This is a genomic window from Kribbella rubisoli (assembly GCF_004217145.1).
Taxonomy (GTDB): domain Bacteria; phylum Actinomycetota; class Actinomycetes; order Propionibacteriales; family Kribbellaceae; genus Kribbella; species Kribbella rubisoli.
The window spans coordinates 670963-685483 of sequence record NZ_SHKR01000013.1; the positions used below are offsets into that span (position 1 = coordinate 670963).

13 protein-coding genes are annotated in these 14521 nt (G+C 66.4%); 9 read left to right on the forward strand and 4 right to left on the reverse strand.

Translation table 11 applies throughout. The annotated features are described in order from the left end of the window. Positions 1–80: 80 nt before the first annotated feature. Genes EV645_RS43210 through EV645_RS23355 form a run of 3 tightly spaced genes read right to left on the reverse strand, consistent with a single transcriptional unit; the run spans position 81 to position 2702 of the window. Positions 81–1253 (reverse strand): hypothetical protein, encoded by a 1173-nt coding sequence (locus EV645_RS43210; RefSeq protein WP_130446534.1) that lies wholly within the window; start codon positions 1251–1253, stop codon positions 81–83. Then, entirely contained in the window at positions 1237–2307 is a 1071-nt protein-coding gene (locus EV645_RS23350; RefSeq protein WP_130446077.1) for a glycosyltransferase family 2 protein, read from the reverse strand. Before EV645_RS23350 ends, EV645_RS43210 begins: the two co-directional genes overlap by 17 nt. A gap of 11 nt (positions 2308–2318) precedes the next feature. Next, positions 2319–2702 (reverse strand): GrpB family protein, encoded by a 384-nt coding sequence (locus EV645_RS23355; protein WP_242000591.1) that lies wholly within the window; start codon positions 2700–2702, stop codon positions 2319–2321. Between the two features lie 134 nt (positions 2703–2836). Between EV645_RS23355 and EV645_RS23360 the strand changes: the two genes are divergently transcribed. The 5 genes from EV645_RS23360 (at position 2837) to EV645_RS23380 (ending at position 8860) form a co-directional block, all read left to right on the forward strand. Then, a complete protein-coding gene (locus EV645_RS23360) occupies positions 2837–5716 on the forward strand; it encodes a S8 family serine peptidase (protein ID WP_242000592.1) in 2880 nt (959 codons plus the stop codon). A gap of 94 nt (positions 5717–5810) precedes the next feature. Further along, the gene (locus EV645_RS23365; RefSeq protein ID WP_242000593.1) at positions 5811–6374 is read left to right on the forward strand and encodes a TetR/AcrR family transcriptional regulator; all 564 of its coding nucleotides are present in this window, start codon (positions 5811–5813) and stop codon (positions 6372–6374) included. Next, positions 6371–7228, forward strand: a complete 858-nt coding sequence (locus EV645_RS23370; protein WP_130446079.1) for an LLM class F420-dependent oxidoreductase — start codon at positions 6371–6373, stop codon at positions 7226–7228. Before EV645_RS23365 ends, EV645_RS23370 begins: the two co-directional genes overlap by 4 nt. Positions 7229–7307: 79 nt before the next feature. Beyond that, positions 7308–8165 carry a hypothetical protein gene (locus EV645_RS23375; RefSeq protein WP_130446080.1) on the forward strand — a complete coding sequence of 286 codons (858 nt, stop codon included), beginning with the start codon at positions 7308–7310 and terminating at the stop codon, positions 8163–8165. After that, the gene (locus tag EV645_RS23380; RefSeq protein WP_157997139.1) at positions 8162–8860 is read left to right on the forward strand and encodes an HD domain-containing protein; all 699 of its coding nucleotides are present in this window, start codon (positions 8162–8164) and stop codon (positions 8858–8860) included. Before EV645_RS23375 ends, EV645_RS23380 begins: the two co-directional genes overlap by 4 nt. 1 nt (position 8861) lies before the next feature. Here EV645_RS23380 and EV645_RS23385 read toward each other — a convergent pair whose 3' ends face one another. Then, entirely contained in the window at positions 8862–9866 is a 1005-nt protein-coding gene (locus tag EV645_RS23385) for a LacI family DNA-binding transcriptional regulator (protein ID WP_130446082.1), read from the reverse strand. A 136-nt stretch (positions 9867–10002) separates the two neighbouring features. Between EV645_RS23385 and EV645_RS23390 the strand changes: the two genes are divergently transcribed. Genes EV645_RS23390 through EV645_RS23405 form a run of 4 tightly spaced genes read left to right on the forward strand, consistent with a single transcriptional unit; the run spans position 10003 to position 14517 of the window. Next, positions 10003–11304, forward strand: a complete 1302-nt coding sequence (locus EV645_RS23390) for an ABC transporter substrate-binding protein (RefSeq protein ID WP_130446083.1) — start codon at positions 10003–10005, stop codon at positions 11302–11304. Between the two features lie 5 nt (positions 11305–11309). Continuing rightward, on the forward strand, positions 11310–12245 hold the full coding sequence (locus tag EV645_RS23395; protein WP_130446084.1) for a carbohydrate ABC transporter permease: 936 nt from the start codon (positions 11310–11312) through the stop codon (positions 12243–12245). Beyond that, positions 12242–13057, forward strand: coding sequence for a carbohydrate ABC transporter permease (locus tag EV645_RS23400; RefSeq protein WP_130446085.1), 816 nt, complete (start codon positions 12242–12244; stop codon positions 13055–13057). The genes EV645_RS23395 and EV645_RS23400 overlap by 4 nt, the downstream gene beginning before the upstream one ends. Further along, entirely contained in the window at positions 13054–14517 is a 1464-nt protein-coding gene (locus EV645_RS23405) for an alpha-amylase family protein (RefSeq protein WP_130446086.1), read from the forward strand. Before EV645_RS23400 ends, EV645_RS23405 begins: the two co-directional genes overlap by 4 nt. The last annotated feature ends 4 nt before the right edge of the window (positions 14518–14521 follow it).

The window sequence follows — 14521 nt, forward strand, 5'->3', positions numbered from 1 at the left end:
CCCCGAGGTAGGTTCACCCACCTTGTTGTGGGTTCACGGGTCGCACACGGGGTGGGGAACCCACCTCGCGGTGGGTGAACCTACCTCGGAGGGCGGTCGGGTCGGAGGTGGTGGGTGAGAGTGGTCGGGGCGTAGTACGCGGTGGGGTCGGGGCAGGTGGGGGCGGCGGTGAGCTGGGCAGGGGTGGTCAGGAGTACGGCGTGACCGCGGGCGATTGCCGAGGCCAGGTACTCGTGTCCGGGCAGGTCCGCGACCGCCGTACGGCAGCCGAGCGCCATGCCCTCGAACAGCGCCGTCGTCGAGACCCCGACCTGGTACGTCGCCGTGGCGAGCAGATCGAGCGTGCTGCCGCCGGTCGACAGCTGTACGCCGGACGGGATCGTGTAGTCCTCGGGACGCTCGCTCGGGTGCAGCCGATAGACGACGTCCAGCTCGGGATCCTCCTTCGCCACCGCATCCGCGACCTGCACGAGCTCCGCGCCGACAGTGCCTTGCGACAGGAACACCACCCGCCGCGGATCCTTCGGTCCCGGCGCCGGCAGGAACGTCGCGCCGATGACCTCGGTCCGCATCCCTGCGGGCAGGTCCGCGACGTCGGTCCAGTACGACCCGAAGCACCACAGCTCGTCCGGCTGGTCCGCGACCGTCGGCCGGCCCGGGTAGCTGTAGCCGAGGTGGAACGGGCTGATCGCGCCGTGCTGCAGCTCGACCACGCGGATCCCGAGGTCGCGAGCGGCGCCGACGATGTGCTGGTGGAAGTACGCGACGACGACGTACACGGTCTTGATCCGATGTCGCTTGAGCAGCGCGCGATACAGGGCCCGCAGTCGCAGGTGTTTCGGTACTTCGCGGGCGAGGATCGCGCCGACCGGGACGCGGACACCGGTGAGTTTCTCCAGCGCCTCGCCGATGCCTCGATCGTCGACGGTGCGCCGATGGATCGCGCCGGCCGCAGAGGTGAAGAAGTCGAGGTTCTTGCTGCCGGGGAGCGGGGTGCCGTTGATCCCCGAGTCGAGGATCAGGGCGTCGTCGCCGAGCGCTGCCCGCAGCTCGTCGGTGTAGATCTCGACACCGTTCGGTTTCCGCGGATGCGGTACGACGAGGGCGTCGTACCGGCCGGGGAACGGTGAGCGGGTGACGATCCCGGCGACATGCTTGGCGACCAGAGCGGCCTTGTCGTACGGCGTGCGTCGTACCGGATGGGGTGCGCCGTGGATGCCGGTGCGGCGGGTCAGCTCATGGAAGACGCGCATCCGGATGATCGGCCAGGGGTGAGCGCCTTTGGTCTGCCACTCGAGCAGCCCCAGGTCCGTCTCCACCTGCCAGATCGCCCGGCACAGCTCCGCCACCGTCGGCCGGCCCGGGGCCGTGGCCGGACCCGTGCCGTTCCCGGTACTCGTCATGGTTGATCCCTACTATCCCCGCGAGACTGCCGACGCCCGAGAAGAACCGGCGGACTGCCTTCAGCAGGTGCGTCTTCCGGCCGAGCAGCAGCCCGGCGAGGGCGAACCCGATCGCCGAGATCACCCGGGCCGAAGCATAGGCCAGCACCAGCACGTAGCTGATCGCGCCCGGGCGGATCAGCAAACGGCTGATCGTGTCGCCGGAGCCGGAGCGGAACGCACGGCGTACCAGCCAGTGCAGCGTGGTCCGGCCGACCGGCACCTCCTCGGCGATGCAGGCCTCTTCGCACCACACGATCCGGAAGCCGGCCCGGTGTACGCGGAGGAAGAAGTGCAGGTCGCTGGAGCCTGTGTAGCGGAACGCGGGATGGAATCCGGGCGTGACCGCGTGGTAGACGCGGCGGCTGACCAGCGTGTTGTTCGTGTACGCCTTGCGGAGCTCCTCGCCGGTGGTGTGCTTGCCGGTCGAGTCGTGTACGTCGCTGTAGTGGTTCCAGGGCGGGGCACCGGGCGGAAGGTTGCCCTTCACCGGCCCGGTGACGACATCGGCGCCGGTGGACTCCCACGCGTGCAGGAGCTTTCCGAGCCAGCCGGCCGGGGCGGTCTCGTCGTCGTCCACGAAGATCAGGGCGTCGTCGTTCCAGCACAGCTCGACCGATTTCTCCCGCGCGAAAGGGATCCCCGGCTCCGGTTCGACCACCGATTGAATCGGGTACGGCGTACCGGCGCCGAACTCCTCCAGCACCGCCGCCGCCGACCCGTCCGCGTCGTTGTCCACCACCACGATCCGGATCGCATAATCCGAATCCGCGGGCAGTTCCTGAGCCTGCAAACTGGTCAATAACCCCCGCAACAGAGCAGGTCGCCTGAAGGTAATCACCGCAATGGCGACACTGGTGCTCATGGCGCCCGAGACTATCGGTCCCCACCAACCGGCGCCCATCCAACCTTCAGGTGGGTCAAGCGTCGGATGGGCCGGGTTCCCAGCCGATTGATTGGGACCAGGCGTCGGCCCGGCGGATGGTTTGCCAGAACCAGGGGAGTTTGGCGTCGCGGAGCAGCAGCGGGAACTGCTGGGAGAAGCTGCCGAGCTTGCGGACGTGGATGTGGGTCCGGGGCGCACCGGCCGGCTCGCGGAAGCTGGATGTCGACGATCGGCTTGGCGGCGAGATCCGGTACGGCGGTGGAGCCGATGTGGTCGATCCGGAGCGCGACGTCCCCGAGCGCGTCACGCAGCCCGCGGCCGAGGTCGGCGAACCGGTCCGCCCACGCCGCGTCGTACGACTCGATCCGGATCACGTCTGCGAAAGTACCGCTCGACCGGTCTGAATTGCAGGAAGTTGCAGAACCTGTAACGCCGACTGAGATTCGCCCGATTTACGGCCGGGGCCACATCTGGCCCGATCCGCCCTTATGAGGTCTTGGGAGTTGCGGTGTTGCGTAAGGCGCATTTCCTGCGGCTGGCTCTGCCGGCTGCGCTGGTTGCGGGGTCAGTCGTGGTGGTTACCGGTTCATCCGGTAACGCTGCGGTGTCCGCCGAGCCGAATGTGCGGCAGGCGAAGTTCCAGCCTGCCGAGGCGAGCGGTCCGAAGTACGACCCGAAGTCGGTGATCGTGCAGTTCAAGCCGAAGGCGACGACCTCGGCCCGCAAGGCTGCGGTGGCCAAGGTCAAGGGGACGCCCGACGTGTCCGTCACCGCGGACGTCGTCAAGGTCACCGGTGACACCCCGGCGCCCGAGCTGCTGAAGAAGTTCAAGGCCGATCCGTCGGTGGAGCTAGCCTCGCTGAACTACTTCCGGCAGAAGTCCGCCATCCCGAACGACTGGCTGTACGCGAACTACCAGAAGTACCTGTCGACCGTCCGCGTCGACAAGGCCTGGGACCTCTCGAAGAGCGCCGGCAATCAGACGATCGGTGTTCTCGACACCGGCGTCGACGCCGGCCACCCGGACCTCGCCGGTCACCTGCTGCCCGGCTACAACACCTTCAACACCGCACTGCCGCCGAACGACGGCGACGGCCACGGTACGGCGACCACCGGCATCATCGCGGCCGGCACGTCCAACAGCCTCGGCATCGCGGGCGTCGCGTGGAACGCGAAGGTCCGTCCGGTCAAGGTCCTCGACGACACCGGCTCGGGCGACGACACGAACGTGATCAACGGCATCAACTGGGCGGTCAAGAACGGCGTCCGGGTGATCAACATGTCGCTCGGCGGCGAGGGCGACGACCCGATCCTGCACACCGCGATCCAGAACGCGGTCGCCAAGGGCGTCGTACTGGTCGCGGCGGCCGGCAACACCGGTGACTCGTCGCTGCACTATCCGGCGGCGTACCCGGAGGTCCTGTCGGTCGGCGCGACGAACGCGGCCGGCGTACTGACCAGCTTCAGCACGTACGGCGACTCCGTCGACCTCGCCGCCCCGGGCTACGACATCACCAGCACCTCGCCCCGCGCCGGAACCCCGGCCGGCTACGAGCCGTACTTCCTCGGTCTCGCCGGTACGTCGTTCTCCTCGCCGATCGTTGCCGGCGTCGCCGCGCTGGTCCGCAACAAGTGGCCGACGTTCACCCCTGCGCAGGTCATGGCCCGCCTCAAGGCCACCGCCCGCGACGCCGGCCCCCGCGGCAACGACCCGTACTACGGCGCCGGCATCCTCGACGCCTACGCCGCCCTCGGCGGGGCACCGACCACCGACTTCGCCATGGGCGCTGCCGACAAGAACGACCAGCCGGCCCGGGCGGGCGAGCTGATCGCCGGGGTCGCGGCCTCGGGGACGATCAGCGTCGAAGGTGATGTCGACTGGTACAAGATCCCGGCCGTGGGCGCCCACCAGGTGCGCATCGACGTCACCGGAGCGATGTTCGACTCCGGCACCTACGCACAGAACTTCGGGCCGGTCGTCTCGGCGTACGACGCCGACCTCAAGCCGCTGGCGTTCGTCCAGAAGCCGGAGCCGCCGGTGGACAGCGACGGGTACGAGATCCCGCAGGCGTTGACCGCCAGCACCTACGCCACGCTGCCGGACGCGACCAGCTACATCTCGGTCCGGAACGCCAACGGGTCCCGCGACAGCCGCGCGTACTCGATCAAGGTCACCAACGCCAGCGGCAACGTGGGCACTGCGCCGATCCCCGCCTACCCGGTTAGCGACGTGGTGCCTGGGGACCTGTCCTCCGGTGTCTCGGTCCTTGCCAAGCCCACCGTCACCTTCCCGCGGAACGTCGACGAGAACAGCGTCACCAACGGCGGAGTGAAACTGCTCAACGGCAAGACCGGTGCGGTGATCCCGGCGACCGTCACCTACGACCACGACATCCGCCGGGCGGAGATCTCGCCCGCGTCCCCGTTGGCTGAGGCCACGCCGTTCCGGATCGTCGCCGACGGTGTCGTCTCGCTCGATCCCACGGTGCCGATGGTGCCGTTCACCTCGGTGTTCAGTACGGAGGATCTCCTTCCGCAGCCGGTGCAACTCGTCGGGGTCGGCGCCTACCTGGCCGCCAACCTGTCGTGGACGATCCCGCCGACCACGGACCTCGATCAGGTGATCATCCGCCGTAACGTCGGCAGCAAGGCGCCGACGCCGACCACCGGGACGCTCGTGTACGCGGGCACGGGGAGCGCGGTGAAGGACACCGGGCTGGCGCAAGGTACGACGTACACGTATGCCGCCTGGATCAAGGACCGTGCCGGGCACTACAGCGCCAAGACCGCGGTGAAGCAGTTGCTGGGGATGAAGTCGGGCATCAGCGTGACGTCGACGCTGATCAACTACGGCGGCTCGATCACGCTCAAGGGCAGCACGCTGCGGATCGACAACCTGGCGTACGCCGGGTTGCCCGTGAACGTCTATGTCCGGCCGAAGAACGCGTCGAAGTTCACCTTGCTGGCGGCGCTCAAGACGTCGTCGACCGGGACGCTGTCGATGACGCACAAGCCGCTCGTATCGTCGGTCTACATGCTGACGTTCCCGGGCAACGGGATCCTGATGGGCACCCGTACCGCCGACGTCACCGTCCAGGTCAGGCCGACGATCTCCGCCACTGTGTCGCCGGCGTCGATCCGGCTCGGCGGGACGACCGCGTTCAGCGGGTACGTCGCTCCGGCGCACTACGGCCAGACGGTCTACCTGCAGCAGTACGGCAGCAAGGTCTGGAAGTCGATCGCCTCGGTCAAGCTCAGCACCTCCGGCAAGTACGCCTTCGGCATCAAGCCGGCCGTTCGCGGCCAGATCGCCTATCGCGTCTACTTCCCCGGCGATGCCGATCACGCCCCGGCGTACACCGTCAACAAGATCGTCACCATCAGCTGACGTCAACGAGCTGGGGAGGATCCTGTTCCGATTCGGGGGCAGGATCCTCCCCAGCTTCATTTCCCGGGGCTGTACCTGTGGGTACAGTGGGCGGGTGGAGACGGTGGAGCGGTTGATTCGAAGTACCCAGGAGTTGTTGTGGGAGCGGGGGTACGTGGGGACCTCGCCGAAGGCGATTCAGCGGGCCGCCGATGCCGGGCAGGGGAGTATGTATCACCACTTCGCCGGGAAGGCGGAGTTGGCGAAGGCTGCTATCGAGCGGTCGGGGGCCGAACTCAGGGCTGCCGCAGATGCTCAGCTGACCGGCGAAGGGTCGGCAAGTGCGCGGATCGCCGGGTATCTCGAGCGGGAGCGGGACGTGCTCAAGGGATGCCAGGTCGGCCGGCTGACCGCGGATCCTGACGTGATTGCCGATCCGATGTTGCGGGCACCGGTTGCCGAGACATTCGAGTGGTTGCGGAAGCGGCTGGCCGAGGTAGTTGCGGAGGGCAAGCGTTCGGGTGAGTATCCGGACTCGCTGGATCCGCAGCGGATCGCGGCGACGGTGGCGGCGGTGCTGCAAGGTGGATACGTGCTTGCTCGGGCGGCCGGTTCGTCGGAGCCGTTCGAGTTGGCTGTTCAGGGATTGATCGACTTGTTGCCGGAGGCTACGAAGTGAAGATCGGTGCGGTGTTCCCCCAGCTCGAGATCGGCGCGGATCCGACGGTCGTGCGCGACTGGACGACGACCGTGGAGCAGGCCGGGTACAACCATGTGCTCGCCTACGACCACGTGCTCGGCGCGGATCCCGCGAACCGTCCGGGCTGGACCGGGTACACCGACAAGTCCTTGTTCCACGAGGTTTTCGTGCTGTTCGGGTACATGGCGGCGATCACCACCAAGCTCGAGCTCGTGACCGGCGTACTCGTCCTGCCGCAACGGCAGACGGCGCTGGTGGCGAAGCAGGCCGCCGAGGTCGACGTACTGAGCGGTGGGCGGCTGCGGCTCGGTGTCGGCATCGGGTGGAACCAGGTCGAGTACCAGGCGCTCGGCGTGCCGTTCAAACAGCGTGGAGCGCTTCTGGAGGAGCAGGTCGACGTACTGCGCAAACTCTGGGCCGAGCCGGTGATCTCGTACGACGGCAAGTACCACGAGATCGTCGAGGCCGGCCTGAATCCGTTACCCGCGCGCCAGATCCCGATCTGGTTCGGCGGCACCGCAGACGCGGTACTCCGCCGTACGGGCCGAATCGGCGACGGCTGGATGCCGCAGTCTGCGCCCGACGATCGGGCCCGACAGCAGATCGCGATGATCCGCGAAGCCGCGGAGGCAGCAGGCCGTGATCCGCAGTCCGTCGGCATCGAGGCGCGACTCACCCTCGCCGCCGTACCCGAGCAGGACTGGCCCGCCTTCGCCGACGCCTGGCGCGACCTAGGCGCCACCCACCTCTGCATCAACACCATGAACCTAGGCCTGGCCACACCGCATGACCACGCCAAGGTCCTCGCCGAAGTCCTCCCAAAACTCACCTGACAACCCCAAAAGGTATCTCCCGCGACCTCCCGAGCATCCGAGCAGGTAAGGGGAGTCTCGTCAGGGAGAGGGGACAGCCATGTCCGCCGAGAACGATTTCGAGAAGAGGACCTACAACTACCTACGGCTCGCGATGATCGCGGTTCTGATTCTGCTCGCCGTGGCGATCCTGCGGGAGCGCAGCAAGGCCAAGGACTGCTGGCAGGGCTCGATCAGTGCGTACTACTACACGCCGGTGCACGCGGTGTTCATCGGTGCGCTGGTCACGGTCGGCGCCTGCATGATCGTCCTGAAAGGCGCAACGACTCTCAAGGACGTGCTGCTGAACCTCGGCGGCCTGCTCGCCCCGGTGGTTGCCTTCGTGCCGACCCCGAACGCCGGCAGTTGCTCGTCCGCAGAGATCGTTTCGCGCCGCGCGGCGGTGGACATCGCCAACAACATGTTCGCGTACTTCGTCGTCGGAGGAGTCGCACTCCTGGGCGCGCTGCTCATCGGGCTGACCGCGAAGGGCAAATCCAGGTGGGGCCGGGAACAGGCCGTAGGGTTTGTCGCTTCCGTGGTGCTCTGGCTGGCGGGGATCGTCTGGCTCAAGGCCGATCCGGGCAGCTTCAACCGCAATGCGCACTACACCGCGGCCGCGCTCCTGTTCGCGGCCATCATCGGCATCGTTTTCATGAGTGCACTGGGCAAGCGTCACGAACCGGTCGCCGGGGCGCGGGAGCGGAGGAACTTCGCCCGCGCCTACGGGGTGATCGCGGCCTCGATGCTCGTGTGCCTGGTCATTGGACTCATCGCCAGGTCGTCGGGGATCCTCTGGATCGAGACTGCTCTACTCGGACTCTTCCTGCTGTACTGGGTGCTTCGGACTGCCGAACAATGGCGCGCGGACACGGAGGTCGCCCCGGAGGGCGAAGCGGAGGAGCTCAAGGCGGAATGAACGAGGTTCTCACCACCAAGGACAGGCTGCGGTTGCTGCCGACCGTGGTGGGGCGGTTGGGGACGACCGGGGCCGAGTTGGCGGCGTACTGCCTGGGCAAGCGCGGGGCGCCGTTGCCTCCGGGGGTGGTGATCAGCCCGTGGGGGACGGGATGGGGCGCCGAGGCGAAGAGAGTTGCGGCAGGGGTCCTCGGGCCAGGCTTTCTCGAGCACTCGGTGCGGACCTGGCGGTTCGGGATGGCGTTGGCGTACGCGGACCGAGCTCAGGCGAACGTCGACTCGGACCTGTTGTACGTGGCCGCGATGTTGCACGACATCGGGCTGTTCGCGCCGCTGAAAGGCAGATGCTTCACGGCCGCTGGGGTCGAGGCTGTCCGGGAGACGGCTCCTGCGGGCACCGCGGCGCATGAGATCGCGGACGTGGAAGCCGCGATCTACGAGCATGTCGACATCGAGAAGCCGACCAAACCCCTGTCGTACTACCTCCAGGCGGGGTCGTTGCTCGACGTGGCGGGGACGCGGATCACCAAGGTCGACCCGGTGGTCGTCAGGCAGGCATGCAGCAACCGAGCAGGGTTTCCTGCAGCGTGCAGGTCTGCTTGGCGAGCCGAGTCCCGGAGGTTTCCCGAGGGTCGGGCTGCCTATCTGAAGTTTCCTTTGCTGCTGGGGACCCGGCTCAATCCCCTGCCGCGCTGAGTTAGTGGCGGTTGGCGGTTGAGCCTCGGATTGCTAGGGGGCAGGGGAGGGTGACCGTCTCGGTGGGGCGGTCGGGGTCGGCTATGCGTTGGCGGAGGAGGTTGACGCCGGTTTCGACGATGGCGTGGGTGGGTTGGTCGACCGAGGTGAGGTCGAAGGATTCCCAGGCGGCCATCTCGGTGTTGTCGAAGCCGATCACCCAGACGTCGTCGGGGACTCGCGCGCCGACCGCGCGGGCGCCGTCGAGGATGCCGAAGGCGAGCAGATCGGTGACCGTGTAGATCGCGGTCGGCGGCTTCTTGCGGGACAGCAGCTTCTCCGCGGCGGCGTGACCGTCGGCATGCGGTACGCCGACCGACACCACGTTACTCGGCTTGATCTTCACGCCGGCATCGGCGAGGGCCGCACGGAAACCGAGGTCGCGGTCCCGGGACGTGTTGCCGGTATGGACGAGCGTGACGAGCCCGATGTCGGTGTGGCCGTGGTCGACGAGGTACTTCCCCGCGTCGTATGCGCCCTGCCAGTTGTCGCCGACGACCTGGTCGCACTCGAGCTCGTCGATCCCGCGGTGCAGCAGCACGGTCGGCGTACCCGAGGCGAGCGCCATCGTGTGCAGCTTCGAGTCGTACGTCGCCGAGGTCAGCACGAACCCGTCGACGAGCCGCTGGTGCAGCACCTCGGCGACCGTCTCCTCCGGATCGTGCTCGATGTTCCACAGGATCATGTGCAGACCCGTCGAACTGAGCACGCGCCCGATCTCGTCGAGCAGCTCGGCGTGGAACGGGCTGGTCACGCGCGTCATGAACACGCCGATCGTGTCGGTCCGCCCGGTCTTCATCGCGCGCGCCAACGCGTTCGGCGTGTAGTTGGCGTCCTTCAGCACCTGCAGGACCCGCGCCCGCGTCTCCGGGTTGACCTTCGGATTGTTCGTCAGTACCCGCGAGACCGTCGCCTGCGAAACTCCCGCCAGCCGGGCCAGATCCCTACTCGTCGGTGGTCGTGCCATCGACCCCGCCTCCCCTCGTCGTCCAAATGCTGAACCCTACTCAAGAGTCTCGCCCCAGGCCGTTGACCACGCCGGAGCGAATGTGTATACGTATTCATTGTATACGTATTCATCCCTATGTGGATGGGAGATTCCGGTGCAGACACAACTCTCCAACCTGAGCCGCCGCAGGTTTCTCGCCGGATTGACGGGACTCACGGCTGCCGGAGTGATGGCCGGCTGTGGTGGCAACGGCAACGCAGGCGGGAGTGGGGGCAAGAGCCTCACCTTCCTCAACTGGGAGCAGGTCAAGGGCAACCCGCTGGAGCAGGCGATCAGTGCGTTCGAGAAGGAATCGGGCACCAAGGTCACCATCCAGCCCGCTGTCACCCAGGAATACGACACCAAGATGCGCACGCTGATCGCGGGCGGCAGCCCGCCGGATGTGATGCGAATCAACGACGACTTCGTCCGCGGCTTCTCCCAGCAGGGAGCGCTGCTGGACCTGAAGCCGTACATCGACAAGGACAAGCTCGACACGTCGCAGTTCGCCAAGGAGACGTTCGACTTCCCGCTGCAGCCCGACGGTTCGCACACCGCGTGGGTCCTCGGCTATGAGCCGCGGCTGATCTTCTACAACGTCGATCTGTTCAAGCAGGCCGGCGTACCGCTGCCGCCGACGACGTGGTCGGCCGACGGCTGGACCTGGTCCGACTTCGAGGACAAGGCCAAGAAGCTCACCGACCCGGCGAAGAAGCAGTACGGCGCACTGGTCTACCTGGACACGGGCTACGAGCAGACGTTCACGGTCAACCACGGCAGCCAGACAGGCATCTTCTCCAAGGACGGCACGCAGTTCACGCTGTCGGACTCGAAGGAATCCGAGGCGCTGCAGTGGGCGACCGACCTGACCTGCAAGGACAAGGTGCAACCGCCGTGGTCCGCGCTGCAGCAGGACAGCATCCAGAACCAGATGTTTGCCCAGGGCAAGATCGCGATGATGTTCGCGACCTTCGGCACCGTGCCGTACATGCGCCAGACGGTCAAGGACTTCACCTGGGACGTCGCTCCGCCGCCTGGTGACGTGGAGCAGAAGACCGAGTCCAGCGTGATCGTCTTCTGCGTCCCGAAGAAGGCGAAGAACCCCGATGCGGCCTGGGATCTGCTGAAGTACCTCGCCAGTGAGGACGGCGGCAAGATCCTGCTCCAGGGCGGTGCGTTCACGCCGATCAACCTCAAGGCGGCGGCCGAGCTGGCGCCGAACGGGAAGGCGCCCGCGCATATCGGGCTGTTCGCCGAGGCCGCGAAGCACCTGACCGCGACCAACCAGACCAAGAACACCATCGGCGCCCGCGAGCTGTACCGGCCCGCGCTGGACACCGCCTACAACTGCGAGAAGCCGGTCGCCGACGTTCTCCAAGGCGTCAAATCACAGGTGGAGAACGCCTTGAAGGGTTGATGTCGATGGCAACCATCACGATCACACGCGACACCTCAGACACCGTCAACACGGCCGACGTACGCCGGGCCCGCCGCAAACAGAACCTCACCGGCTGGCTGTTCATCAGCCCGATCGTGGTCGGGGTGGTGGCGTTCCAGTTCTTCCCGATCCTGGTCTCGATCGTCGCGTCGCTGACCGACTGGAACGGCATCTCGCCGCCGAAGTTCGTCGGCCTGAAGAACTTCAGCGAGATGTTCACCGACGACCCGTTGTTCCTGCAGACGTTCAAGAACACGGTCTACTTCACGCTGGCGAGCATCCCGCTGACGATCGGTATCGGCCTGGTCCTGGCCTTGCTGTGCGCTCGTCCGATCCGTGGTGTCGCCTTCTTCCGGACGGCGTACTTCGCGCCGTACGTGACGAATGTGGTGGCGATCGGGTTCGTCTGGTTCTGGTTCTTCCAGCCCGACAACGGCGTGATCAACGGCCTGCTCAGCCAGCTCGGGATCACGGGGCCGCAATGGCTGTCGAGCTCGAGCTGGGCGATGCCGGCCGTGATCATGGTCAGTGTCTGGCAGGGCATCGGCTACCCGATGATCATCCTGCTCGCGGGTCTGCAGGGCCTGCCGAACGAGTTCTTCGAGTCCGCGAAGATCGACGGCGCCGGAGCGTGGCAGCGGCTGCGGTTCATCACGTTGCCGCTGCTGACACCGCACTTCCTGTTCCTGCTGATCACGCAGTTCATCTCGTCGTTCCAGGTGTTCGGCCTGATCTACGTGATGACCAAGGGCGGGCCCGGCCACGCCACCAGCGTCTACATCTACAACATCTATCAGAACGCGTTCAGCTACGGGAAGGTCGGCTACGCCTCGGCGATGGCGTGGATCCTGTTCGTGGTGATCGCGGCCGTCACCTTCCTGCAGTGGAAGCTGCAGAAGAGGTGGGTGTTCTACTCATGAGAATCGTCGGAAAGACTTCGCAGTACGTCGTAATGACGTTGTTCGCGGTCGCGTTCCTGGCGCCGCTGGTCTGGATGATCAGTGCGTCACTGCGGCCGGAGGCGAAGGTGCTCAGCTCGCCGCCGAAATTCCTGCCCACGGACACGCAGTGGAGCAACTACGGCGAGGTGTTCGACCTGATCCCGGTGTTCCTGTGGAACAGCGTCAAGCTCGCAGCCTTCAACGTTGTCGGCATCCTGATCGTCGCCTCGATGGCCGGCTACGCCTTCGCACGACTCAGGTTCGCCGGCCGGGACATCGCGTTCATGGTGCTGCTCGCCACGTCGATCATCCCGGGCATCGCGTACCTGATCCCGCAGTACATCGTCTTCCAGCACATCGGCTGGGTGGACACGCAGTACCCGCTGTGGGTGCCGAAGGTGCTCACGCCGGTGTTCGCGACCTTCCTCATGCGGCAGTCGTTCCTGACCATTCCGAACGAGCTCGAGGACGCCGGCAAGATCGACGGTGCGTCCACGTTCGGGATCTACTGGCGGATCATGCTGCCGCAGACCAAACCGGCGCTCGCCGCGATCGGGGTCTTCACGTTCCTCGAATCGTGGAACGACCTGTTCGGTCCGTTGATCTACATCACGTCCGAGAACCTGCAGACCTTGCCGGTGGCACTCGCGCAGTTCCAGGGCGAGTACTTCACCAAGATCAGTCTGCTGATGGCAGGCGCGACGATCTCCGTCGTACCGGTCATCGCCGTCTTCCTTTTCGCCCAGCGCTATTTCATCCAAGGCATCACGATGACAGGAATGAAGGGGTGAGCATCGTGCCCGATCGGGTCGTTGCCATGCAGATCGGAGCCATTTCGTTCGTCGACGAAGGCGTCGACCAGACACTCGACATCCTGGCCGAGCGCGGCGCGGTCAACGCGCTGTTCCTGGCCACACCGACCTGGACCCGGGGAACCGGCGGCCGGCAGATTCCGGGCCACCCGATCCCCGACCACGGCGTCCAGGAGTACGACCTCGGCTGGGTCGGCGGTAACTACGCGACCCCGCATCCGCAGTACTACGGCAACACCGTGCTCGGCGACGTCGGCCGCGCACCCGAGCACCCCGAGCTGGACCTGCTCGGCGAGGTGATCCCGAAGGCCCGTGAGCGGGGCATCAAGTCGTTCGCGTGGATGGAGGAGAGCGGCGGCGCGCGCGAACTGCGGACGTACCCGAACTTCGCCAAGGTGCTCGAGGTCGACGCCTGGGGACGCCCGGGACGGCGGCCTTGCTTCAACAACCCGGACTACCGCAACTGGCACCTCGGGTTCGTCGAGGACTACGTCCAGAGCTACGAGCTCGACGGCCTGGCCTGGTGTTCGGAGCGGCCCGGTCCGCTGAACATGCTGATGCAGGGCACCGTCGACGTGTCCGAGATCGGCTGCTTCTGTACGCACTGCCGCCGGATCGCCCGCGATCGGGGTATCGATGTCGACCGGGCGATGCGCGGATATCGCGAGCTGGTCGAGTGGAACCAGCGGGTCGGCGCGGGCGAGCGTCCGGTGGACGGCGCGTTCGTGACGTTCTGGCGGATCCTGCTGAACTTCCCCGAAGTACTGTCCTGGCAGACGTTGTGGACCGAGAGCCAGCGGCAGCTGTACCGCGACATCTACGGCGTCACCAAGGCGATCTCGCCCGACGTGCAGGTCGGCTGGCACGTCTACCACAACATCTCGTTCAGCCCGTTCTACCGGGCGGACCAGGACTACACGGAGATGGCGAAGTTCTCGGACTTCATCAAGGTCGTCATCTACAACAACTGCGCCGGCCCGCGGTTCTTCACCTGGGTGAAGAGCATCTGCGGTGCGCTGTTCGCCGACGCGGAGCCCGAGGACGTGTACCCGCTGATGATGAAGCTGCTGCAACTCGACGAGGGTTCGTACGAGAAGCTGCCGCAGACGGGCTTCACCGCGGACTACGTACGCCGGGAGACCGAGCGGGCCGTTGCCGGTGTCGGCGGGCAGAGCGCGATCTACCCGGGGATCGACATCGACATCCCGGTCGGCGTCGCGAAGCAGCGCGGGCTGGAGAAGCCGCGTGACGTCGGCACGAAGATCAACTGGGACGACAACGAGGGTGAGCTGACCGCCTGCACGCGCGAGTCCGTGCGGGACGCGACGCTGGCCGCGTTCGAAGGCGGTGCGGAAGGCGTCGTGCTCAGTCGTAAGTACTCCGAGATGCTGCTGGAGAACCTGTCCGGTGCCGGCGATGCGGTCCGGAGTCTGAAGTGAAGCC

What these genes read in the sequence shown, in the direction of transcription:
- EV645_RS23380 (WP_157997139.1), top strand. Translation starts at nt 8,162, where the DNA reads ATGAACGAGGTTCTCACCACCAAGGACAGGCTGCGGTTGCTGCCGACC.
- EV645_RS23395 (WP_130446084.1), top strand. Translation starts at nt 11,310, where the DNA reads ATGGCAACCATCACGATCACACGCGACACCTCAGACACCGTCAACACG.
- EV645_RS23350 (WP_130446077.1), bottom strand. Translation starts at nt 2,307, where the DNA reads ATGAGCACCAGTGTCGCCATTGCGGTGATTACCTTCAGGCGACCTGCT.
- EV645_RS43210 (WP_130446534.1), bottom strand. Translation starts at nt 1,253, where the DNA reads ATGCGCGTCTTCCATGAGCTGACCCGCCGCACCGGCATCCACGGCGCA.
- EV645_RS23385 (WP_130446082.1), bottom strand. Translation starts at nt 9,866, where the DNA reads ATGGCACGACCACCGACGAGTAGGGATCTGGCCCGGCTGGCGGGAGTT.
- EV645_RS23400 (WP_130446085.1), top strand. Translation starts at nt 12,242, where the DNA reads ATGAGAATCGTCGGAAAGACTTCGCAGTACGTCGTAATGACGTTGTTC.
- EV645_RS23375 (WP_130446080.1), top strand. Translation starts at nt 7,308, where the DNA reads ATGTCCGCCGAGAACGATTTCGAGAAGAGGACCTACAACTACCTACGG.